We start from the raw sequence: 21,183 nt of genomic DNA, 5'->3' as shown, positions 1-21,183 counted from the left end.
CTAGGCAACTAACCGGCAAATACGCCACAGCAAATGGCGCCCGTTACCATTGACGATCATTACAATTTGACGCGACAAGCCCTACGACCTTATTGGAGTGCGCATATGGGCAAGCCCGGCGGCAACGTTGTCTACCAAGACATCGATGAGCTGTGGAACGGCTACGAGGACCTGCTCGTCGACCTTGCCAAGCGGGAGGGCGTCAAGGCTGTCGCGGAGCTCGGAGGCGGTGCCAATCCGATCGTCGCCGAGTCCAAGTGGGATTTCGTACAGCAACGAGTGGTGCTCGACATCTCAGCGACCGAGCTCGACAAGAGCGAAGGCAATGTCGAGACCAGGGTGGCCGACCTTTGCCAACCGATCGAGGACGGCCACAATCAATACGACCTCGTGTTCTCGAAGATGTTGTGCGAGCACCTGCCGGACCCGGTCACGTTCCACCAGAACTGCTTCAAACTGCTGCGTCCAGGCGGCCTTTCGGTGCATTTCTTCCCGACGCTGCACAGCCTGCCGATTCTGGTCAACCACCTGATCCCGGAGAAGCAGGCCCGGGCGCTGGTCCAGGTTTTCCAGCCGTGGCGGATTTCCGACCCCAAGCAGCAGAAGTTCCCCGCCTACTACCGCTGGTGCCTCGGCCCGTCGCGGCGTACCGCTAAGCGTTACGAGAGTGTGGGCTTCGAGGTCGAGCGCATCAACGCGACCTTCGGGCATGGTTACTACCGCCGGCTTCCGCCGCTGCACGCGCTCGAACGCCTCAAGATGAAGCTGCTGCACCGTCACCCGGTGCCATACCTGGCGAGCTTCGTTGTGGTCATCCTGCGCAAGCCTCATGTCGGCTACGGCAGCGGGTCGCTGTCGGCGAGCGCCAAGGTCTCCGAAACGACTCTGAAGAACGCGTCCGGCTAAACCGTCGCCACGGCGCGCAAGCCTGCCTAAGAAGACTTTAAGGGCGTTCGTTAACATCAGCACCATGACGAGCGTTTCCGAGCATCGGGCTGAGGCTGCGGCAGAGCACGAGATCGATATCCACACGACCGCGGGCAAGCTGGCAGACCTGCGCAAGCGGACCGAAGAGACCCTGCACCCGGTCGGTGAGACTGCAGTCGAGAAGACCCACGCCAAGGGCAAGCTGACTGCTCGCGAGCGCATCCTTGCGCTGCTGGACGAGGACTCGTTCGTCGAACTCGATGCGCTGGCGCGGCACCGCAGCACCAACTTCGGCCTGCAGGACAAGCGTCCCCTTGGCGACGGCGTGGTGACCGGTTACGGCACCATCGACGGTCGCGAGGTCTGCATCTTCAGCCAGGACGCGACGGTGTTCGGCGGCAGCCTCGGCGAGGTGTACGGCGAAAAGATCGTCAAGGTCCAGGAACTCGCCATCAAGACCGGCCGGCCACTGATCGGCATCAACGACGGCGCGGGCGCCCGCATTCAGGAGGGCGTGGTCTCGCTCGGCCTGTACAGCCGTATTTTCCGCAACAACATCCTGGCCTCCGGGGTTATCCCCCAGATCTCGCTGATCATGGGTGCCGCGGCCGGTGGCCACGTGTACTCCCCCGCACTGACCGACTTCGTCATCATGGTCGACAAGTCCAGCCAGATGTTCATCACCGGACCCGACGTCATCAAGACGGTCACCGGTGAGGACGTCACGATGGAGGAGCTCGGCGGCGCGCACACGCACATGGCCAAGTCGGGCACCGTGCACTACGTCGCTTCCGGTGAGCAGGACGCCCTGGAGTACGTCCGTGAGCTGCTGAGCTATCTGCCGAGCAACAACTACGCCGATCCGCCGCGCTACAACGTGCCGGTGCCTTCCGGCGGTATCGAAGAGAACCTGAACGACGAGGACCTCGAACTCGACACGCTGATTCCGGATTCGCCGAACCAGCCGTACGACATGCACGAGGTGATCACCCGCATCCTCGACGACGACGAGTTCCTCGAGGTGCAGGCCGGTTACGCGACCAACATCGTGGTCGGGTTCGGCCGGGTCGAGGGCCGCACGGTCGGCATCGTCGCCAACCAGCCGACACAGTTCGCCGGCTGCCTGGACATCAACGCCTCGGAGAAGGCGGCCAGGTTCATCCGCACCTGCGACTGCTTCAACATCCCGATCGTGCTGCTGGTGGACGTGCCGGGCTTCCTGCCGGGCACCGACCAGGAATACAACGGCATCATCCGCCGCGGCGCGAAGCTGCTGTACGCCTACGGTGAGGCCACGGTCGCGAAGGTCACCGTCATCACCCGCAAGTCCTACGGCGGCGCGTACTGCGTGATGGGGTCCAAGGACATGGGCGCCGACGTCGTGGTGGCATGGCCGACGGCCCAGATCGCCGTCATGGGCGCGTCGGGCGCTGTCGGGTTCGTGTATCGCCAGCAGCTGACGGAGGCCGCCAAGAACGGCGAGGACGTCGATGCGCTTCGCTTGAAGCTGCAACAGGACTACGAGGACACGTTGGTGAACCCGTACATCGCCGCCGAGCGTGGTTACGTCGACGCGGTGATCCCGCCGTCGCATACCCGTGGCTACGTCGCCACGGCGCTGCGACTGCTGGAGCGCAAGATCACTCAGATTCCGCCGAAGAAGCACGGGAACATTCCACTGTGAGCCGAGCGAACGATTCAGCAACTGTGAGCGACGAAAACGAAGTTGTGGCTGCCGATCCGCACGCGCATGACCCGCACATCAAGGTGGTCAAGGGCGAGCCGACCGCTGAGGAGTTGGCCGCGGTGATCGCCGTGCTGGCCAGTGGTTCGGGCACCCCGCCCGAGCCGCGGGAAGCCGAGCAGAACCTGTGGGGCCATCCGGTGGACCGGCTGCGCTACGCAACCTTCAGCTGGCAGCGGGTGACGCTGCTGGAGCGGACACACATGCGGAAATGACCCGCTTGGTGCTTGCGTCGGCCTCACCAGGCCGTCGTAAGGTGTTGCGCCAGGCGGGAATCGATCCGCTGGTCATCGTCTCCGGGGTGGACGAGGACGCCGTCGTCGCGGATCTCGATCCATTGGCGACGCCAGGCGATGTGACGACGGCGTTGGCCACTGCGAAGGCGGATGCTGTCGCACATGTACTTGATCCGGAGGTTGGCGCCGATTGCGTTGTGATCGGCTGTGATTCGATGCTGTACCGCGACGGAGAGCTGTTGGGTAAGCCCGCGACTGCGGACGCGGCGCGTGAGGGCTGGCAGCGGATGGCAGGCAAGTCCGGCCAGCTCTATACCGGGCATTGCGTTATTCGGTTGTCAGGCAACAAGGTTACGTATCGCGCCGCCGACGCGGTCTGCACGACAGTCAACTTCGGCGTGCCCTCACCCGCTGATCTGGACGCGTATGTGGCCCGCGGCGAACCGCTCGCAGTGGCTGGCGGTTTCACGCTCGACGGGCTCGGTGGCTGGTTCATCGATGGCGTGGAGGGCGACCCGTCGGCGGTGATCGGCATCGGCCTGCCGCTGACGCGACGACTACTCGGCCATGCGGGCCTGTCGATTTCGGACCTCTGGGCGGCGAACCCGCTCCCCTCTTAAGCGCGAGCGACCGACTCCACTAGACCGTAACTGCGAGCAGAAGCCGGACCAGTTCGGCCTGTCGGTGCGTACCCGTCTTGTGAAAGACGTTTCTCAAGTGAGTCTTGACGGTGTCGCGGGAGAGCTGCAGCTGATCGCCAATCGGGCCGAGTCCTTGCCCGTTCAAGACAAGCTGGGCCACCGTCGCTTCGGTCTTGGTCAGTCCGAACAATTGACGAAGCGATTGGACGGCTGTCATTGGAGGCCGTTCCGGGTCGACGATCACCACCATGGCAGCTGGACTGTGCGAAACGAATTCGGATCGGTGAAATTCAAGCGGGAGAACATGAATCGCGTAGGGGCGCCGACCTGAAGACCGGTAACAAACGACCGATCCGCCGTGGCGGACACCGGATCTGTCGCCGTCAAGAGCGAAATCCAAAAGCGCATCGAGTTTGGCACGCGTGGCAGCCATTCCAGTCGCCAGACGTGCGCCGAATGTGGTCAAGCCATCGCCTTCCCGAAGGATTCGTTCGGCCTCGGCATTGGCGTGGACAATACGAAAGTCGGACCGCACGATGGCGATTCCATGCTCAACTGAGTCCAGCGCTGCGGCGAGTTCTCGCGCGTTGCGCGAAAGGTTCGACAATTTGTTCTGCGTACGCAGCGCCTGCTGCAGGTGCGGCACGAGCAGGCTCAGTAATTCGGTTCGTTCTTCGTTGTCGAACGGCTCGCAGCCCGGTGTCCCTGCGACCACAAAACTCGTCGGCTTCGCATCAGTCGTCAGTCGTACGAAGATGCCGTCACCCAGGCCGTTCGGGTGCACCCAATCGATATAGAACTCGCTGCGCGTCCGCGGGGCGATCAGTTCAGTTCCGGTGCGCAACTGACCGATTGGTCCCCGCTCAACGGCTTGCAGGACAAAATCCAACCGACCGTAATACTGGCCGTAGGCGAGGTCGGCTTCAGGCTCGAGATTGCCGGTCATCGATCGGCTCACGCCATCAGCGAACGCCAAAGTGGTAGAGCGCGGCTGTCCGATCCCCGTAGCGTCCGCCAACATGGCCTGATGAATATGAGCCACTGCATTGTCCCAACAGTCCGGAGAGACGGCAGCGGCGTAGATCATGGACACGATCTCAGAGAAAGCCGCGATAGTGATCATGATTCCGGGTGCTCCGCCCTCGCTACCCCTCGCCTGGCTGCTAGTCGATGTGAACCGCCAAGACTCAGTAAACCTCACCCAATTGGGTGAAGCGAGCAAATTGACGCGGTGATGTAGTTGAGCAGAGGTCGCGCACTAGCGCCGACTGGCTCGCATTACTTGTCGACGGGGGTATGCCCGAATGTTGACTATCAATCCCTTTCGGCTATGGCGCAGGCCAACGACGTCAAGCTCGGCGGTTCGCACATTGCAGCCTCGCCTCTGGGCACGCGGGTTTGCCGCCCAGATGGTTACACCCAAGTGATACGCATTGGAGTATCAAATGACGGATTCTTCCCATTCAGGCAAACCAAGCGGTAGGCAAGCGACACGTCTGAAGACTAGGCAGACCGTCGGAGCGGCGGTCTTCGCCGGAGGCCTGATTATCAGCGGGGCCTCGCTCCTTCAACCAGTTGAAGACTCGGCGCCGGTAGCTTTAACGGCCGGCACCTCGGGTAGCACCTCGGGCGACAACACCTCCGGGGGCACCAGCGGAGGCACCTCCGGCCAAACCTCCGGCGGCACCTCGGGCAGCACCTCGGGCGACAACACCTCCGGGGGCACCAGCGGAGGCACCTCCGGCCAAACCTCCGGCGGCACCTCGGGCAGCAACTCGGGCGACAACACCTCCGGGGGCACCAGCGGAGGCACCTCCGGCGGCACCTCGGGCAGCACCTCCGGCGACAACACCTCCGGCGGCACCTCGGGCACCAGCGGAGGCACCTCCGGCCAAACCTCCGGCGGCACCTCGGGCGACAACACCTCCGGCGGCACCAGCGGAGGCACCTCTGGGGGCACCAGCGGAGGCACCTCCGGGGGCACCAGTGGAGGCACCTCCGGCCAAACCTCCGGCGGCACCTCGGGCAGCACCTCCGGCGACAACACCTCCGGGGGCACCAGCGGAGGCACCTCCGGCGGCACCTCCGGCCAAACCTCCGGCGGCACCTCGGGCAGCACCTCCGGCGACAACACCTCCGGCGGCACCTCGGGCACCAGCGGAGGCACCTCCGGGGGCACCAGTGGAGGCACCTCCGGCCAAACCTCCGGCGGCACCTCGGGCACCAGCGGAGGCACCTCCGGGGGCACCAGCGGAGGCACCTCCGGCGGCACGTCGGGCAGCACCTCGGGCGACAACACCTCCGGGGGCACCAGCGGAGGCACCTCCGGCCAAACCTCCGGAAACAGCACCGGCACAACAGGAACCACTAGCGGTTCTACTACAGGCACTCCATCGTCCAACCCAATCGCGACTTTCTTCGCACGGGTCTGGCAGGCGACCACATCATTCATCGGTGGCCTGATTACGGCCTTCCTTGGACTCTTCTTTGGTTTCCGTCCTCGGGGCGGATGGTGGACGTGATCGTCGAAGACGTTCGCCCGCCCACTTTGTCGCACAGGTTCGAAATGACCGTTGCGGGTGAAGCTTTGATCAGTGCGTTAGTGACCGCTGCGTTGATCGTCGCCATCGTGTGCAACCTGCCCGACTCGGATATCAAGCGCTCCGCACAGCCCGCGCTGAGGCCGCTCGCCGTGTCCACCGGCACCGATCAGACCTGGACTATGTACTCGCCGGATCCAATTCGACGAATCGAGATCCTTGAGGTGCACGTGACTATGGCGGACGGCAGCGACAGAATGTGGTCGTTCAGCCAAGGTGATCGAGTCATCGGCCAATTGCATTGGTATCACTGGCAAAAACTCAAGGAACAGGTCATTCGCACGCCCGCCATTCGAGCGGGATTGGCGATGTGGGCCGTCCGCCATCTGACCACACTCGGCGAGCACCCAACTAAAGTGCAGATGATTCTCCGCACCGAGGAACTGCTGCCGCCCGGCAAGGCCGGCGTTCCGACAGTCGGGACGGAAGTCCTCTACGCGAAGACCCTCAACGGGTGGCGATGATCGCCAACAGAGATCGGCGTCACACGCGCCTCGCCGAGATGTTCACGGCCTGGCGGATTTTCTGGTTTCAGCCAGAGCCCGTCGAGGTGCTCGGCTTGGTTCGAATCGCATTCGGAGCCATGGTCATTGGATGGACATGTTCTTTCTTTCTTGACCTGCGGGAGTTGTTCGGGCTAAACGGCGTCGCGCCAGATGTCCCCTCAGATCCGTACCTGTGGACGCTGTTCAAATTCTGGCCCGATGACCGCGCACTATTTTTGGGATGGTTCGTGCTGTTGTTGTCGGCTCTCGCCATGACCGTCGGCTGGCACACTCGAGGGGCGTCGATTGCCGTGTTCGTCCTCGTCGTATCCTTCCAGCATCGCGACCCATCCGTCTTCAACGCAGGCGACGTGCTGGTGCGCATCGAGGCGCTCTGCCTCGCCCTGGCACCGAGTGGGGCGGCGCTTTCGCTCGATCAACGTCGTCGCACCGGTAGATTCTGGTCAGCTCAGGTGCGGGCGCCGTGGGCTATCCGCCTCCTGCAGCTGCAACTTTCGATTGTGTACCTCGCGTCGGTTCGCTGGAAGCTAGCTGGCACCGCATGGCCTGAGGGTACGGCGGTTTCCTACGCGCTTCGCCTACGCGACATGTTGGTACTTCCTGCGCCGCAATGGTTCATCCATAGTGCGTTTTTGATCAACGTGGCCACCTGGGGCGCTCTCGCCCTGGAGCTCGCGATCGGCACGTTGGTGTGGAACCGACGACTTCGGCCCTGGGTTCTTGGCGCGGGGGTGCTCATGCACACGTCGATACTGCTCACGATGGGAGTTGGCTTCTTCACACCGGCGATCTTCGTGCTCTATTGCGCCTTCGTACCCCCGCAACTCATCCGGCGGTGGACCTCTCAGCCCGCACGCCTGTTTCGTCGTTCGACGATTTTGAGTTTGGACAATGCCCCGCATGACCGCTCGGACAGCGAGCAACCCATTTCGGCCGCGTAACGAATACCGTTGCTACATCAGGTCGTTGGCGGGGACATCGTTGCGATGCTCCCGATACCAGGCAACCGTGCGCTCCAGACCCTCATCAAGTCCCACGACCGGCGACCAGCCCAGTGCGCGCATTTTCGAAATGTCCGGGCAGCGGCGCTTGGTGCCGCCGTGTTGCAGTTCGCCCGGCTGGATGTCCAAGTCGATGCCGACGATCTTGCCGATGCGCGCGGCAAGGTCGCGAATCGTGATCTCCTCATCGCTGCCGATGTGGTAAATCTCGCGGTGCCCGCCCTTTTCGTACATCGTCAGGATCCCCTGGACGACGTCGTCGACATAGCAGAAAGACCGCGTCTCGGTGCCGTCGCCCTGGATCGGGAAAGTCCCGTCACCTGCCTCCTGCGCCGCAAGCGCCCGCATGATGAATTGGGGCTCCACATGCTTCCAGCCCATGTTCGGCCCAAAGACGTTGTGCGGCCGGAAAACCTGCACCTGTCGATAGTGGTCTTGGCCGTAGTTGAATGCGATCAACTCGCTGACGATCTTGCCGCCGCCGTATGAATACCGCGGATTGAGGCTATCGGGCAGCATCAGCGGGATGGTCTCCGGCGTCGGGATGATCGACGGCGTCTGATAAACCTCGGCCGTCGACGCAACCACCAGATCGGGCACACCGACTTCGCGGCCGGCGTTCGCGACCGCCAGCATGCCGAGCATGCCGACCTCGAGCACGAGTTCCGGTTGCTTGTAGAAGTTCTCGGTGCCGTTGACCGCCGCCAGGTGCATCACGACCTCGGCGCCCTTGAACGCCTTTTCCAACGCGCCCTGGTCGCGCACGTCGCACGTGAAAAGCTCGACCTCCGAAGCGACTTCGGCGAATCGGCTGGCATCGCCGCGCACCATCGAGTCGACCACCGCGACGTTCCAGCCGTCGGCCACCAGTCGCTTGACCAGATACGCGCCGATGAAACCGCCACCGCCGGTGACGACTACCCGCTTAGCCATCGATCGGCGCCCATCCGCTGCGGCCCACCGCGAAGTACGAATCGCCGAGTTCCGAAGCCGGCAGGTGGCTGAAGTGGTTCCAGTAGTCGAACACGAAGCCGTCCGGGCTGATGAACTCACTGATGGTGCGCGGCCCGATGGTGCCAAGCGAGGGATGGTTGTTCGCGATCACCACCACCGACGCGCCGCTGACCGCATCGCCGAACCGGTTGAACACTGCCTCGTCCGGAAACTCCGACGCCAATACTTCCGGCGAGGTCACCGGGTCGTAGACGCCGATCTCGGCATTCGGGTGCGCCTTCTTCAACGCGTCGAGCACCTTGATCGACATCGACCCGCGCAGGTCGCTGGTTTCCGGCAGGCCCTTGAAGGCCATGCCGAGGATGCTGATCTTCAGCGGACCCGACGCCAGGTTGCGCCGGTTGATCTCGCTGCTGATGAACTGCACCGTCTCCTCGGGCTGGCGCTCGTTGACAAGTCTGCCCGCCGAGGTGATCTCCATCTCGATGCCCCGCGTGCGCGCACTCTCCATCAGGATGTGCGGATCCTTTTCCAGACATGGGCCACCGACGAGCCCCGGCAGCGGGATGTTCGTGCGGTTGTAGCCCAGCTTGCCCGCCGAGATCACCTCGTGCGCACTGACTCCGAACGCGTCGCACACCCGCGCGACCTCGTTGGCGAAGGCGAACTGCACATCACGGAACGTGTTGCTGACGAGCTTGATGATCTCGGCGGTCTCGATATCGGCGACCTGAACGATCGAAATGGTGAGCCGGCGAAATATTGCAGCGGCGCGATCTGCAACAGCCGGATCGTCGGCTCCGACAATTTGCGGCAATTCACGCAATTCCTGCAGCGCCTTGCCTTCCAGTGTGCGTTCCGGGCACATCGCGATATCGAATTTCTTACCGCTGGCCGCCAGAATCGGCGCCACCACGTTGCGCGTCGTCCCCACCTTCACGGTCGATCGCAACAGCACCAGCGCCCCGTCGCGCATGTTCTCCGCGATGTCGCGGGCCGCACTTTCGATCATGTCGAGGCGCGCCACACCGTCAGGCGACAACGGCGTGCCGACCGTGATGATGTATGTGTCGCAAGAGAAGCTGTCATCGAAGCGTTCTGCGGCCACCAACTTTTTCGACCTGGTCACGCCTGCCAACGCATCCGGCAGACCCGTCTCGGTGAAATGCGGCGTTCCCGCGTTTGTCATCTCGACGATGTCGGGGCGCTTCTCGACGCCGATGACCGTATTGCCGGCCTCGGCGAGAACGGTCGCCAAGGTCAGTCCCACATAACCGAGTCCGACGATTCCGACGTCGTAATTTGCTGGCCCAGCCATCATTCCTCAAGTTCCTTGCGCGGAGACGTTGCGACAACAGGTGTTCACAATACGTTGCCCCCATCCATTTGGAGCAGTGGGCGTGTGCTGTTTCGCACAGCGCCTGGGTAGGCTCGTGGTGTGCCGCTGCCTGCCGATCCCAATCCCGCCCTGCAGTCATATGCCCATCCCGAACGCCTGGTCACCGCCGACTGGCTCTCGGGCAATCTGGGCCGCCCAGGGCTCGCCATCGTTGAGTCCGACGAGGACGTGTTGCTCTACGACACCGGCCACATCCCCGGTGCGGTGAAGATCGACTGGCACACCGACCTCAACGATCCGCACGTTCGCGACTACATCAACGGCGAGCAGTTCGCCGAGTTGATGAACCGCAAGGGCATCGCCCGCGAAGACACCGTCGTCATCTACGGGGACAAGAGCAATTGGTGGGCGGCCTATGCGTTGTGGGTGTTCACGTTGTTCGGTCATCCCGACGTTCGGCTGCTCGACGGCGGCCGCGACTTGTGGATCTCCGACGGCCGCGACACCACGCTGGACGTCCCGTCCAAGCACTCCACCGGATACCCGGTCGTGGAGCGCGACGACGCACCGATCCGCGCCTTCAAGGAGGATGTGCTCGACATCCTCGGCAAGCAGCCGCTGATCGATGTCCGCTCACCGCAGGAGTACACCGGCGAACGCACCCACATGCCGGACTACCCCGAGGAAGGCGCGCTGCGCGGTGGCCACATCCCGACCGCACGGTCCATCCCGTGGGCAAAAGCTGCTCAGGACAACGGCAAGTTCCGCAGCCGCGCCGAGCTCGACGAGCTGTACGGGTTCCTCACCGCCGACGACAAGACGGTCGTCTACTGCCGCATCGGCGAGCGGTCGAGCCACACCTGGTTCGTGCTGACCCATCTGCTCGGCAAGCCGGGCGTGCGCAACTACGACGGCTCGTGGACCGAGTGGGGCAACGCGGTGCGCGTGCCCGTCGCCGTCGGGGAAGAACCCGGAAGCGCGCCATGACCATGCCGGCCGCGCTGGCCGAAGTCGTTTCGGACTTCCAGGACGTACAGGGACAGGACAAACTCGCCCTGCTGCTGGAGTTCGCCAACGAATTACCGCCGCTCCCAGCCGATCTCGAAGAGGCGGCGATGGAACCGGTGCCCGAATGCCAGTCGCCGCTGTTCCTTCACGTCGACGCGGGCGACCGCGACAAGGTCCGGCTGTACTTCAGCGCACCGGCCGAAGCCCCGACCACGCGCGGCTTCGCCGCGATCCTGGCCGCGGGCCTCGACAAGCAGTCAGCCGACGACATCCTGGCCGTGCCCGACGACTTCTACTCCGAACTCGGCTTGGCGAAACTGATCAGCCCGCTGCGGTTGCGCGGCATGTCCGCGATGCTGACGCGCATCAAGCGGCACTTGCGCGCGGCAACGCCTGCCTGACGATCAGAAGAACGGCAGCTTGTACTTGCCGCTGTACTGCAGGGCTTCCTTGTTGCGCTCACCGATGACCTTGGCAGGCACACCGCCGACGATCGCGAACGGCGGCACCTCTTTGTTCACCACCGAATGTGCGGCGACGACGGCGCCCCTGCCGATCAGGCTGGGCAAGACCATGGCGCGGCTGCCGATCCATACGTGATCGTCGATGACGATGGGATCCGGCGGGTTCGGCGCGGGCACGAAGTTGGGGTGGTTGATGTCGTGGCCGCCGGCGATGATCTGCGTGTCGCTGGCGATCACGACGTCGTCGCCGATCGCGATCCCTGCCCTGGCATCCAGCAGACAGCGGAACCCGATCGACACGTTGTTGCCGATCACGATGTATTGAATCGACCAGACGCCGGTGCCGCGGTTGATCGCGACGCCTTTGCCGATCTTTGCGCCGAACAGTCGCAGGTATCCCAGTCGGATGAAGTGGAACGGGATGTAGGTGACGACCGTGTTGTAGAAGTACGCCACGTACACGTCGGCGATCCTGCGGAACAGGGTTTCGCCCTCGAGCTTGTAGTTGACGATGCGACCGTCGGGTTCGGTCACCCACTCCATCTTCGGTGGGATCCGCACGTTCGGGTTGACTTGGCGCTTGCGGGCGATCATCTCGGGGTCTGAAGCTTGCGGTTCAACGAACAACGGGGCTCCCCTATGTGCATCAGCGATTTGCTGGACCGACAGCCACCTTAGCCCGGTGCGCGGTCAACCTTCCAAACTCACCGCGAATTTGCTCGCGGGCGTGCCGCACCCGCGGGTTGGGTAGGCAGTCATGCCCCTTAAACTGCGAGGCGCTACATTCTTAAAGACGTTTCTTAGAGAACATGCCATCAGGAGGCGAAGTGCCTAGTCACGCCAGCTCGAAGATCTCCAAGGTGCTCGTCGCCAACCGTGGGGAGATCGCGGTCCGGGTGATCCGGGCGGCCAAGGACGCCGGGTTGGCCAGCGTGGCCGTGTACGCCGAACCTGATGCCGACGCGCCTCACGTACGGCTCGCCGACGAGGCCTTCGCACTCGGTGGCCAGACCTCCGCGGAGTCCTACCTCGACTTCGCCAAGCTGCTCGACGCGGCCGAGAAGTCCGGCGCCAACGCGGTCCACCCCGGGTACGGATTCCTTTCGGAGAACGCGGATTTCGCTCAGGCGGTGCTCGACGCCGGGCTGATCTGGATCGGGCCGAGCCCGCAGTCGATCCGCGACCTCGGCGACAAGGTGACCGCACGCCACATCGCCGCGCGCGCCCAGGCCCCGCTGGTTCCGGGCACCCCCGACCCGGTGAAGAACGCCGACGAGGTCGTCGCGTTTGCCAAGGAGTACGGCGTGCCGATCGCGATCAAGGCCGCCTTCGGCGGCGGTGGGCGCGGCATGAAGGTGGCCCGCACCATCGAGGAGATCCCCGAGCTGTTCGATTCGGCGACGCGTGAGGCCGTCGCAGCGTTCGGCCGCGGTGAGTGCTTCGTCGAGCGCTACCTGGACAAGCCCCGCCACGTCGAGGCCCAGGTCATCGCCGACCAGCATGGCAACGTCGTCGTCGCGGGGACCCGCGACTGCTCGCTGCAGCGCCGGTTCCAGAAGCTGGTCGAAGAGGCGCCCGCGCCGTTCCTGACCGACGCGCAGCGCAAGGAGATCCACGAGTCGGCCAAGCGCATCTGCAAGGAGGCCGGCTACTACGGCGCAGGCACCGTCGAATACCTGGTCGGCCAGGATGGGCTGATCTCATTCCTCGAGGTCAACACCCGTCTGCAGGTCGAGCACCCCGTCACCGAGGAGACCGCGGGCATCGACCTAGTGCTGCAGCAGTTCAAGATCGCCAACGGCGAGGCCCTGGACATCACCGAGGACCCGACACCGCGCGGCCACGCCATCGAGTTCCGCATCAACGGTGAAGACGCAGGCCGCGGCTTCCTGCCCGCACCCGGCCCGGTGACCAAGTTCGAGCCGCCGAGCGGCCCCGGCGTGCGACTGGACTCCGGCGTGGAGAGCGGCTCGGTCATCGGCGGACAGTTCGACTCGATGCTGGCCAAGCTGATCGTGTACGGCGCCAATCGCGACGAGGCGCTGGCGCGGTCGCGGCGCGCACTCGCCGAGTTCAACGTCGAGGGCCTCGCGACCGTCATCCCCTTCCACCGCGCGATCGTGTCCGACCCCGCGTTCATCGGTGATGAGGACGGCTTCACCGTGCACACCCGCTGGATCGAGACGGAGTGGGACAACACCGTCGAGCCGTTCACCGGTGGCGACCCGATCGAAGAAGAGGACACCATCCCGCGGCAGACTGTCGTGGTCGAGGTCGGCGGCCGCAGGCTCGAGGTGTCGCTGCCCGGCGACCTCGCGATCGGCAACGGGGGCGCGCCCGCCGCCGGCGGCGGCGTAGTGCGAAAGAAGCCGAAGCCGCGCAAGCGTGGCGCACACTCCGGCGCGGCCGCGTCCGGTGACGCGGTGACCGCACCGATGCAGGGCACCGTGGTCAAGGTGGCCGTCGAAGAGGGGCAACAGGTTTCGGCGGGAGATCTCGTCGTCGTGCTCGAGGCGATGAAGATGGAGAACCCCGTGACCGCCCACAAGGACGGCACCATCACCGGGCTCGCCGTCGAGGCCGGTGCCGCCATCACTCAGGGAACGGTGCTCGCCGAGATCAAGTGATTCAGTCTGGAGTCACCAGGCTGCGTTCGGCCAGTTTCGCACCGAAGTACTCGGCGTCGGGGTCAACGACGACCGTCGTGTCGTCGTTGCGGCGCGCCAACGTGTCACGGGCCATCTGCTCGAACGAGATCTTCTGCGGCCCACCGATGTTCACGACGCCGTTGAGTGGGTCGGCGACGGCCGCACGGGCGACGACCCCGGCGACATCGTCCGCGGCGATCGGCTGAATCAACGCGTCCGGTACCCGGACCTGATCGTCGTCGGCCATCGAATCGGTGATGGCGTCGGTGAATTCGGTGAACTGCGTGGCCCGCACGATCGTGTATGGCAGGCCGGATTCGGTGATGATCTTCTCCTGCACCACCTTTGCCCGCATGTAACCGCTGTCGGGTAACCCGTCGACTCCAACGATCGACAGCGCCACGTAGTGGCCGACTCCGGCACGCGCCGCCACGACCACCAGATTGCTGGTCGACTTCTTGAAGAACTCCATCACGGGATCGTCCTCGAACGAGGGCGAATTGACGACGTCGACGAGCACGTCGGCGCCGCTGAGCGCCTCGGCGAGACCTGAGCCGGTCAGTACGTCGACGCCCGATCCGCGCGATGCGGCGACCACGTCGTGGCCCTCCGCGGTGAGGAGGTCGACGACCTTGGTGCCAATGAGACCGCTCGCGCCGATAACTGTGATCTTCATGCTTACCATCACACGCGTGGAGCCCGTCGAAATCAATGCAGGTGCTTGGTATTTGCGTATGCCGCGCGCGGACGACCGCGTTGACGACCGGCCCGCACTGGCCGAGCTGGGTGAGACCGACGACGACTACGTCCAGAAACGGGCTGCCCAGTGGGAGTCGGATACCACCTACACGTGGGCGGTGTGCGAGCCGACGACCGGCGAACTGCTCGCTGAAGTCACGCTGCAGCCGGCGACCGGGTTGATCGGCCTGCGCGCGCGCCACGGCCACGCCGAGGCGGCGCAGGCCGCAGGCGACGCGGTGCGGCGATTCGCCGACAGCCTCTAACGCGTGTCGATGTCCCGACCGGTCGCGAGATCCGCACAGTCGACCGCGATCACGTCCGTCCGCCTGCTCAGGAAAGGCCGCGCGCCCTCGTCACCGCGAAGCGTCGCCAACAACTGCGGCCAGTGCTCGCGCGCGATGACGACCGGGTGCCCGGGCCTGCCGTCGTAATGCGCGCGGGCCAAACCGGAGGACGACGAGCGTGCCGCGTCCAGCACCCGTCGTATCGCGTCGGGGCCGGCGTCGGGGGTGTCGACTGCGTGCAAAACCGCGTACTGCGCGTCGACGGCCGCGATGCCCGCACGCACCGACGCGCTGAGCCCGTCTGCCCAGTCGTGCGCCAGCACGGCCCGCGCGGGCGCAGGTACGTCGACGATTGCGGCACCCAGCACCACGACGACGTCGTCGCACCCCCCGTCGTTCAGCGCAGCCACACAGGCACGCAGCCACCGACCGTTCTCGGCACGCACTTTTGGCATGCCGTAACGCGTCCCCGCCCCGGCCGCCAGCAGCACACCCGCCGCGGTGCCGCTGTTCTGCATGTGAACAGTGTGAAACATCGGCGGCCACCGATCCAGGCGACCGTTCGTACTGTTTCGGGTCTGAGCTGGGGGAACGAAAAACCTGGTAGATCGATTGCGACATGTTCACGATTGGGCGTAGGGTCAAATCAGGTTGAGTTCACAGCCAGCGGAAGCGTCAGACGACGCGCAGGGTAGAGAAACCCGCCTTGTAGCGAGGCTTTGAGGACGCAGGGCCTAACAATTTGACGTGAACCACAGTACGAATCACGTATTCCCACTGATGGAGTCACAATGTCTACCCCCAATGTCCGTCCGGGCTCCCCGGGCGCTTTAATCGAACCCACCGACTGCCATGCGGCGCATTTCGCCACCCGGTGGTTGAAGCCTTCGATGGCCGTGATCACGGCGCATGGCGAACTCGATGCGGCAAATTCACAGCAGTTCGTCGACTATGCCTTGCGGCACGCACCGCACACCGACCGCTTGGTCTTGGACCTGACAGGCGTGGAGTTCTTCGGCACGGCAGGCTTTTCCGCCTTGCACACCCTGAACGTCCGCTGCGCTGCAGAAAAGATCGAATGGGCCATGGCGCCCAGCCCAGCGGTCAGCCGGCTCATGCGCATCTGCGATCCGGACTCGACGCTGCCCATTTGCGACGGCGTGGACTCAGCGCTGGCTGCCGTGCAGGGTGAGCCACGCCGGCTATTGCAGCTGGTCCCGAAGTCTCGCTAGGGATTTCGCCAACAACCGAGACACGTGCATCTGCGAGATGCCGACCCGCTCGGCGATCTGCGTCTGCGTCAACGATTCGAAGAACCGCAATAACAGCACGGTCCGCTCACGCTCCGGCAACGCAGCGAGCAAGGGCCGCAACGCTTCTCGGTTCTCGATCTGGTCCAGGCCGAGATCGACGTCGCCCAGCGTGTCGGCAATCGCAGGGGCATCCTCATTGCCGCTGCCACCGCCGCTGTCGATAGACAGGGTGTTGTAGGAGCTACCCGCGACCAGACCCTCGATCACCTCGTCGCGATCCATGTCGAGCTCGAGAGCGAGTTCGGTTGCCGTCGGGGCGCGGCCGAGTCGCTGCGACAGTTCCGCCGTGGCGGCACCCAGCCTCAAGTGCAGTTCCTTGAGCCTGCGCGGAACCTTGACCGACCAACTGTTGTCGCGAAAGTGCCTGCGAACCTCACCCATGATGGTCGGCACCGCGAACGAAACGAAGTCCGATCCCGCATTGACGTCGAATCGGATCACCGCGTTCACCAGCCCGACGCGGGCCACCTGCACCAGATCGTCGCGGGGTTCGCCGCGGCCGTCGAATCTGCGGGCGATGTGATCGGCAAGCGGCAGACAGCGCTCGACGATCCGGTCGCGCTGACGCTGGAACTGCGCCGACGAATCGGGCAGCCCTTCGAGTTCGCGGAACATGGCTGCGACGTCCGCATATTCAGAGTTCGATCGTGACGATGAACCCTGGGCCGACGAGGGGGTCACTGCAGCGAACTCGCTCGCCTTGCCGTCATCGAGATTCCGAACACCCGCTCCTCCTCGGGGCCCTGCCCGTCTTGGAAGGTGCGCACCTCGTCGGTGAGTGAGCTCAACACATGCCAACTGAAGCTGCCCGGGGCAAGGATGTCCGGGCTCTTACACGTGGTCGACGCGTCGATGACCACCGCGTCGTCTCGCGGGACCACCACCAGCGAGAGCGTGGAATCCGGAACGGCCGATCGAATCAGCCGGGTGCAGGCTTCGTCCACGGCGAGCCGCAGGTCGGCGACGGCGTCGAAATCGAGGTCCTCAAACGTCGCGACGGCCGCCACCAAGGTACGCAGCACCGCCAAGTTCTCCAGCTTCGCAGCGACCCGGAATTCGACGGAACGGGCGCTGCGCGCCTGCCCGTTGTCTGTATTCGTGTCGTCGGCCATGTGACCTCCCGGAAATTTCCTCGCGACACTACCCCAGGTCGAATCCCAGCTAGTCACCGGAGCACCAACGACCTGTCGGGGACGACGTGTGGCAACGACGGCGGCGGGGTAATCCCCCCGCCATGGACGAAGTTCGGCGACGCCGTGCGGTTGACAAGGTGATGACGCTGTGACGCCGATGGCGAGCAAGCCGACGCGCCAGTTGATGTCCTCTTCACCATGGTGCACGTGCAGTACCCCACCGTGGTTGCTCCTCAAACATGCGGCTTCGTCGTAGCGCCGTCCGCGGCCCCGGAATACGTCGGGTGCGCCGCGGCAGGGGTTTCGCCTACGAGCACCCGGACGGCACACCAGTCACCGATGCGGCCACACTGCAGCGCATTCGCGATCTGGTGATCCCGCCCGCCTGGAAGAAGGTCTGGATCTGCCCGTACCCGAACGGGCACATCCAGGCGGTCGGAACCGACGCCGCGGGCCGTCGCCAGTACCTCTACCACCAGCGATGGCGGCAGGAGCGGAACGAGGAGAAGTTCGACCGGGTGCTGGAGATGTCGGCGGCGCTTCCGGAGATGCGCCAGCGCATCGCTGCCGACCTGCGCGGCCGGGGAATGGGCCGGGATCGGGTGCTTGCCCTCGCGCTGCACCTGCTGGACCTCGGCTACTTCCGTGCCGGCGGCGAGCAGTACGCCGAGGAGCACAATTCCTATGGCATTGCCACGCTGCGCTGCGAGCACGTGGCGTTACAGAAGCAAGCTGTCGAGTTCGACTATCCGGCCAAGAGCGGGGTGCGCCGCACGCTGCTGATCGATGATCCCGAGGTGATCCGCTCGGTGCGCGCATTGATGCGCAGTCGGCCGCGGTCCGATCGATTGCTGGTGTGCCGCAACGGTTCTGACCGCATCGAACTGCATGCAGACGACCTCAACGCTCGGTTCAAGGAACTCGTCGGCGACGAGTACACGGTCAAGGACCTGCGCACCTGGCACGGCACCGTGCTCGGCGCCGCCGCATTCGCCGACGCGGACCCTCCCGTGAACAAGACTGTGATCAAGCGAGTCGAATCCGCTGTGATGAAGGAGGTTTCAGAAGAACTCGGCAACACGCCGGCGGTAGCACGGTCGTCTTACGTCGACCCGCGGGTGGTCGAGGGATACGAGGCCGGCTTGACCATTGCCGCGGGTGTGCGTCGAGCCGACCGCACCAGGGTCCCCGCCAAGCGGCAGGCCATCCTGGAAAGCAGCACCGCGAGGCTGATCCGCAAGGTGGCCAAGGGCTAGCCAGTGGCGGCTTCCGGCTTGCTCTCCGCCAATATCGACGCATGGTAGAGGCGGACGGTGTCCTCGGCGATCCGGTCCCAGTTGTAGCGGGCCACCACACGATCACGTCCGGCACCGCCGAGGCTGCGCCGCAAGAAGGAGTCGCGTAGCAGCAGGTTCACCGCGGCCGCGAGTTGCCGAGGATGCTGGTGTTCGACCAAGCGGCCCGTCACGTCGTCGATGACGATGTCGACCAGTGCGCCGGCCGCAGACGCCACCACGGGCACGCCGCAGGCCATGGCTTTCAGCGCTACGACGCCGGACGACCCGCCGGCAGGGGTACACGCGACCACATCGGCGGACCGCAGCAGCCCCGGCATATCGTCGGGTGCAACTGCACCGTGCAGTCGTAACCGGTCGGCGACACCCAACTGTGTCGCGAGGCCGCGAAGCCGGGACGCCTCGGCGCGGGACTCCCCGGCGACGCTCCCCCCGACGACGACGAATTCGGCGTCGGGGATGTAGGGCAGAGCGTGAATCACGGTCTCGAACCCATTGCCTGCCAACAGCTTTCCGACGCTGACAATGCGATGCATCTCGGTTCGCGGCGCTTGTGGCCCATTTGGGGTAAACCGGCTGACGTCGACACCGGACGGAATCACAGATGTGCCTCTTCGCGGCCGTCCCATCCGAGTCAACTCGAACGCCTCCGCCTGACAACTCGCCGACACCTGCGTCGCGGCCTTGGCCAGCTTCGACTCCAACCGGCGTCGCGGCCCATCCGTGCCCAAGCCGTGAAAAGTCAACACGGTCGGCAGTCCGAACTGACGTGCCACGAGTTCGGCCACGAGGCCCGACGTCCAGAAGTGCGCGTGGGTGAGATCGGGCGCGCCGTGGGTCCAGTCTGCCGCAAGATATTGGGCAAACGAACTCATCGCGGGCAGCAGCTCGTCGCCGACGAGGCGCTTTGGCGGACCGGCGGGCACCTGAATAACGTTGTAGCCCTGTGGTGTTTCGGCACGCTCGGGCAGATGAGGGTCGTCACGGCGGGTGTAGACCGTCACTCGATGTCCACGGCGGGCAAGTGCGGCGGAAAGGTCTGCAACGTGCGCACTTTGCTCGTCGGCCGCATCGCCCGCCGTCGCCGCGAGCGGGTTTGCGTGGGCCGAGATCATCGCGATGGTCACAGGCTCGTCGATGACGCCATGAGTCACGCCATCGGATAGCCGCGGCGTTTGATCCGCAAACTGTCGAGGGTTCGCTGTTCGCAATCCGGATTCACAGGTTCGCTTTCGGGATCAAAGGTGGGCCGCAGCGGTTTTCACCGAGATTGCACCGGGTATTCCGCGGCCATGCAAGACAACGAGCAGCTCCCCGACGACGTCCCGGTCGCCGATGCAGTCGAGCAGCACCGGCCAGCCAGCGAATCGGTTCCCGACGAAGAGGCTACCGTCGAGCCGTCGCAGGACGCGCCACTGGAGGTGGCGGACGCCGACTGGCAGGAACAGCTCGAAACCGTTGAGCTGGACCCGGAGTTCGATGAGGTCGACCGGCCATGACCGATCCCGACGGTGTCATTTCCTACCCGGGCGAGACGTCCGAAATGGACGAAAAGCCGCGCGACGAAATGCGCGAGTACGTCGGACGCGACCTGTTGCACGGCAAGTGCGCGCTGATCACTGGCGGGGATTCCGGTATCGGACGCGCGGTCGCGGTGGCGTTCGCGAAGGAAGGTGCAGACGTCGCGATCGCCTACCTGGAGGAAAACGACGACGCGGCGCACACCGCCGAGCTGGTCGAACAAGCTGGGCGACGCTGCGTGCGGTTGCCTGGCGACCTCGCAGATCCAGCGCACTGCCGCGCGATCGTCGAGCGCACCACCGAAGCGTTGGGTGGGCTCGACATCCTCGTGAACAACGTCGCGTATCAAAACCCGACCGACAAGTTCACCGACATCTCCGACGACCAGTGGCGCCGCACCTTCGCGGTGAACATCGACAGCTTCTTCCGTGTCACGAAAGCAGCGCTCGAGCACATTCCCGACGGCGGCGCGATCATCAACACGGGTTCGATCAACGGCCTTCGGGGCAACAAGACGCTGATTGACTACTCCGCGACCAAGGGTGCGGTGCTGGCGCTGACGTATTCGCTTGCCCAATCGCTTGCAGAGCGCCGCATCCGCGTCAACTGTGTTGCGCCCGGCCCGGTGTGGACACCTCTGATTCCCGCGACCATGGATGCTGAAAAAGTCGAATCATTCGGCGAGCACACGCCTTTCGGGCGCGCGGCTCAACCCGACGAGATCGCGCCCTCCTACGTGTTTTTCGCCGCGGCGCAGATGTCGTCCTATTACAGCGGCGAGGTACTTGCCCCCATCGGCGGTGAGACGCTTCCCGGCTGACAGGAGCC

The 21,183-nt window shown here is 64.6% G+C and carries 24 protein-coding genes; 14 read left to right on the top strand and 10 right to left on the bottom strand.

Annotated features, from left to right (window positions below):
- The first annotated feature begins 105 nt into the window (after nt 1–105).
- The 4 genes from J3E61_RS17415 to maf are packed head-to-tail and all read left to right on the top strand — an operon-like array spanning nt 106 to nt 3,527.
- Complete coding sequence (locus J3E61_RS17415) at nt 106–906, top strand: methyltransferase domain-containing protein (RefSeq protein WP_192721758.1); 801 nt, start codon at nt 106–108, stop codon at nt 904–906.
- Nucleotides 907–961: 55 nt separating this feature from the next.
- Nucleotides 962–2,611, top strand: coding sequence for an acyl-CoA carboxylase subunit beta (locus J3E61_RS17410; RefSeq protein ID WP_210085599.1), 1,650 nt, complete (start codon nt 962–964; stop codon nt 2,609–2,611).
- On the top strand, nt 2,608–2,886 hold the full coding sequence (locus J3E61_RS17405; RefSeq protein ID WP_210084390.1) for an acyl-CoA carboxylase subunit epsilon: 279 nt from the start codon (nt 2,608–2,610) through the stop codon (nt 2,884–2,886). The genes J3E61_RS17410 and J3E61_RS17405 overlap by 4 nt, the downstream gene beginning before the upstream one ends.
- Nucleotides 2,883–3,527: a septum formation inhibitor Maf gene (maf, locus tag J3E61_RS17400; protein ID WP_210084389.1), complete on the top strand. Its 645-nt coding sequence runs from the start codon at nt 2,883–2,885 to the stop codon at nt 3,525–3,527. Before J3E61_RS17405 ends, maf begins: the two co-directional genes overlap by 4 nt.
- Nucleotides 3,528–3,546: 19 nt before the next feature.
- Here maf and J3E61_RS17395 read toward each other — a convergent pair whose 3' ends face one another.
- Together J3E61_RS17395 and J3E61_RS17390 are read right to left on the bottom strand one after the other, a co-directional pair.
- On the bottom strand, nt 3,547–4,671 hold the full coding sequence (locus J3E61_RS17395; RefSeq protein WP_210084388.1) for a helix-turn-helix transcriptional regulator: 1,125 nt from the start codon (nt 4,669–4,671) through the stop codon (nt 3,547–3,549).
- Between the two features lie 444 nt (nt 4,672–5,115).
- Nucleotides 5,116–5,916, bottom strand: a complete 801-nt coding sequence (locus J3E61_RS17390; protein ID WP_210084387.1) for a hypothetical protein — start codon at nt 5,914–5,916, stop codon at nt 5,116–5,118.
- Nucleotides 5,917–6,066: 150 nt separating this feature from the next.
- On the opposite strand from J3E61_RS17390, the gene J3E61_RS17385 reads away from it, so the two are divergent.
- A complete protein-coding gene (locus J3E61_RS17385; RefSeq protein ID WP_210084386.1) occupies nt 6,067–6,612 on the top strand; it encodes a hypothetical protein in 546 nt (181 codons plus the stop codon).
- 38 nt (nt 6,613–6,650) lie between these two features.
- Nucleotides 6,651–7,595 carry an HTTM domain-containing protein gene (locus J3E61_RS17380; RefSeq protein WP_210085598.1) on the top strand — a complete coding sequence of 315 codons (945 nt, stop codon included), beginning with the start codon at nt 6,651–6,653 and terminating at the stop codon, nt 7,593–7,595.
- 12 nt (nt 7,596–7,607) lie between these two features.
- On the opposite strand, the gene J3E61_RS17375 is transcribed toward J3E61_RS17380, so the two are convergent.
- Complete coding sequence (locus J3E61_RS17375) at nt 7,608–8,588, bottom strand: SDR family NAD(P)-dependent oxidoreductase (protein ID WP_192721761.1); 981 nt, start codon at nt 8,586–8,588, stop codon at nt 7,608–7,610.
- Nucleotides 8,581–9,930: a nucleotide sugar dehydrogenase gene (locus J3E61_RS17370; RefSeq protein ID WP_192721762.1), complete on the bottom strand. Its 1,350-nt coding sequence runs from the start codon at nt 9,928–9,930 to the stop codon at nt 8,581–8,583. Before J3E61_RS17370 ends, J3E61_RS17375 begins: the two co-directional genes overlap by 8 nt.
- Before the next feature lie 117 nt (nt 9,931–10,047).
- Between J3E61_RS17370 and J3E61_RS17365 the strand changes: the two genes are divergently transcribed.
- Both J3E61_RS17365 and J3E61_RS17360 read left to right on the top strand, forming a co-directional pair.
- Nucleotides 10,048–10,935 (top strand): sulfurtransferase, encoded by an 888-nt coding sequence (locus J3E61_RS17365; protein WP_210084385.1) that lies wholly within the window; start codon nt 10,048–10,050, stop codon nt 10,933–10,935.
- On the top strand, nt 10,932–11,357 hold the full coding sequence (locus tag J3E61_RS17360; protein WP_192721764.1) for a SufE family protein: 426 nt from the start codon (nt 10,932–10,934) through the stop codon (nt 11,355–11,357). Before J3E61_RS17365 ends, J3E61_RS17360 begins: the two co-directional genes overlap by 4 nt.
- Nucleotides 11,358–11,360: 3 nt before the next feature.
- On the opposite strand, the gene J3E61_RS17355 is transcribed toward J3E61_RS17360, so the two are convergent.
- Nucleotides 11,361–12,047 carry an acyltransferase gene (locus J3E61_RS17355; RefSeq protein WP_192721765.1) on the bottom strand — a complete coding sequence of 229 codons (687 nt, stop codon included), beginning with the start codon at nt 12,045–12,047 and terminating at the stop codon, nt 11,361–11,363.
- 200 nt (nt 12,048–12,247) lie between these two features.
- On the opposite strand from J3E61_RS17355, the gene J3E61_RS17350 reads away from it, so the two are divergent.
- Nucleotides 12,248–14,047, top strand: coding sequence for an ATP-grasp domain-containing protein (locus tag J3E61_RS17350; RefSeq protein WP_192721766.1), 1,800 nt, complete (start codon nt 12,248–12,250; stop codon nt 14,045–14,047).
- A gap of 1 nt (nt 14,048) precedes the next feature.
- On the opposite strand, the gene J3E61_RS17345 is transcribed toward J3E61_RS17350, so the two are convergent.
- Nucleotides 14,049–14,744, bottom strand: coding sequence for an NAD(P)H-binding protein (locus tag J3E61_RS17345; RefSeq protein ID WP_192721767.1), 696 nt, complete (start codon nt 14,742–14,744; stop codon nt 14,049–14,051).
- Between the two features lie 16 nt (nt 14,745–14,760).
- On the opposite strand from J3E61_RS17345, the gene J3E61_RS17340 reads away from it, so the two are divergent.
- Nucleotides 14,761–15,072, top strand: a complete 312-nt coding sequence (locus J3E61_RS17340) for a hypothetical protein (protein ID WP_210084384.1) — start codon at nt 14,761–14,763, stop codon at nt 15,070–15,072.
- On the opposite strand, the gene J3E61_RS17335 is transcribed toward J3E61_RS17340, so the two are convergent.
- Nucleotides 15,069–15,629 carry a nucleotidyltransferase family protein gene (locus tag J3E61_RS17335; protein ID WP_210084383.1) on the bottom strand — a complete coding sequence of 187 codons (561 nt, stop codon included), beginning with the start codon at nt 15,627–15,629 and terminating at the stop codon, nt 15,069–15,071. The genes J3E61_RS17340 and J3E61_RS17335 overlap by 4 nt on opposite strands.
- Nucleotides 15,630–15,884: 255 nt before the next feature.
- Between J3E61_RS17335 and J3E61_RS17330 the strand changes: the two genes are divergently transcribed.
- Entirely contained in the window at nt 15,885–16,325 is a 441-nt protein-coding gene (locus J3E61_RS17330) for an STAS domain-containing protein (RefSeq protein ID WP_192721770.1), read from the top strand.
- Here J3E61_RS17330 and J3E61_RS17325 read toward each other — a convergent pair.
- Both J3E61_RS17325 and J3E61_RS17320 read right to left on the bottom strand, forming a co-directional pair.
- Complete coding sequence (locus J3E61_RS17325; protein ID WP_192721771.1) at nt 16,296–17,087, bottom strand: SigB/SigF/SigG family RNA polymerase sigma factor; 792 nt, start codon at nt 17,085–17,087, stop codon at nt 16,296–16,298. The genes J3E61_RS17330 and J3E61_RS17325 overlap by 30 nt on opposite strands.
- Entirely contained in the window at nt 17,084–17,518 is a 435-nt protein-coding gene (locus J3E61_RS17320) for an ATP-binding protein (RefSeq protein ID WP_192721772.1), read from the bottom strand. The genes J3E61_RS17325 and J3E61_RS17320 overlap by 4 nt, the downstream gene beginning before the upstream one ends.
- A gap of 260 nt (nt 17,519–17,778) precedes the next feature.
- Between J3E61_RS17320 and J3E61_RS17315 the strand changes: the two genes are divergently transcribed.
- Entirely contained in the window at nt 17,779–18,795 is a 1,017-nt protein-coding gene (locus J3E61_RS17315; RefSeq protein WP_192721773.1) for a DNA topoisomerase IB, read from the top strand.
- Here the strand turns inward: J3E61_RS17315 and J3E61_RS17310 are convergent.
- The gene (locus J3E61_RS17310; RefSeq protein ID WP_192722450.1) at nt 18,792–19,961 is read right to left on the bottom strand and encodes a glycosyltransferase; all 1,170 of its coding nucleotides are present in this window, start codon (nt 19,959–19,961) and stop codon (nt 18,792–18,794) included. The genes J3E61_RS17315 and J3E61_RS17310 overlap by 4 nt on opposite strands.
- 165 nt (nt 19,962–20,126) lie before the next feature.
- Between J3E61_RS17310 and J3E61_RS17305 the strand changes: the two genes are divergently transcribed.
- Nucleotides 20,127–20,333, top strand: coding sequence for a hypothetical protein (locus J3E61_RS17305; protein ID WP_210084382.1), 207 nt, complete (start codon nt 20,127–20,129; stop codon nt 20,331–20,333).
- Nucleotides 20,330–21,175: an SDR family oxidoreductase gene (locus tag J3E61_RS17300; protein WP_210084381.1), complete on the top strand. Its 846-nt coding sequence runs from the start codon at nt 20,330–20,332 to the stop codon at nt 21,173–21,175. The genes J3E61_RS17305 and J3E61_RS17300 overlap by 4 nt, the downstream gene beginning before the upstream one ends.
- The last annotated feature ends 8 nt before the right edge of the window (nt 21,176–21,183 follow it).

The organism is Mycobacterium sp. OAE908, assembly GCF_017872775.1.
Lineage (GTDB): Bacteria > Actinomycetota > Actinomycetes > Mycobacteriales > Mycobacteriaceae > Mycobacterium.
The sequence above is the reverse complement of the archived record's forward strand: the minus strand, read 5'-3'. Positions and strand labels throughout refer to the sequence as shown.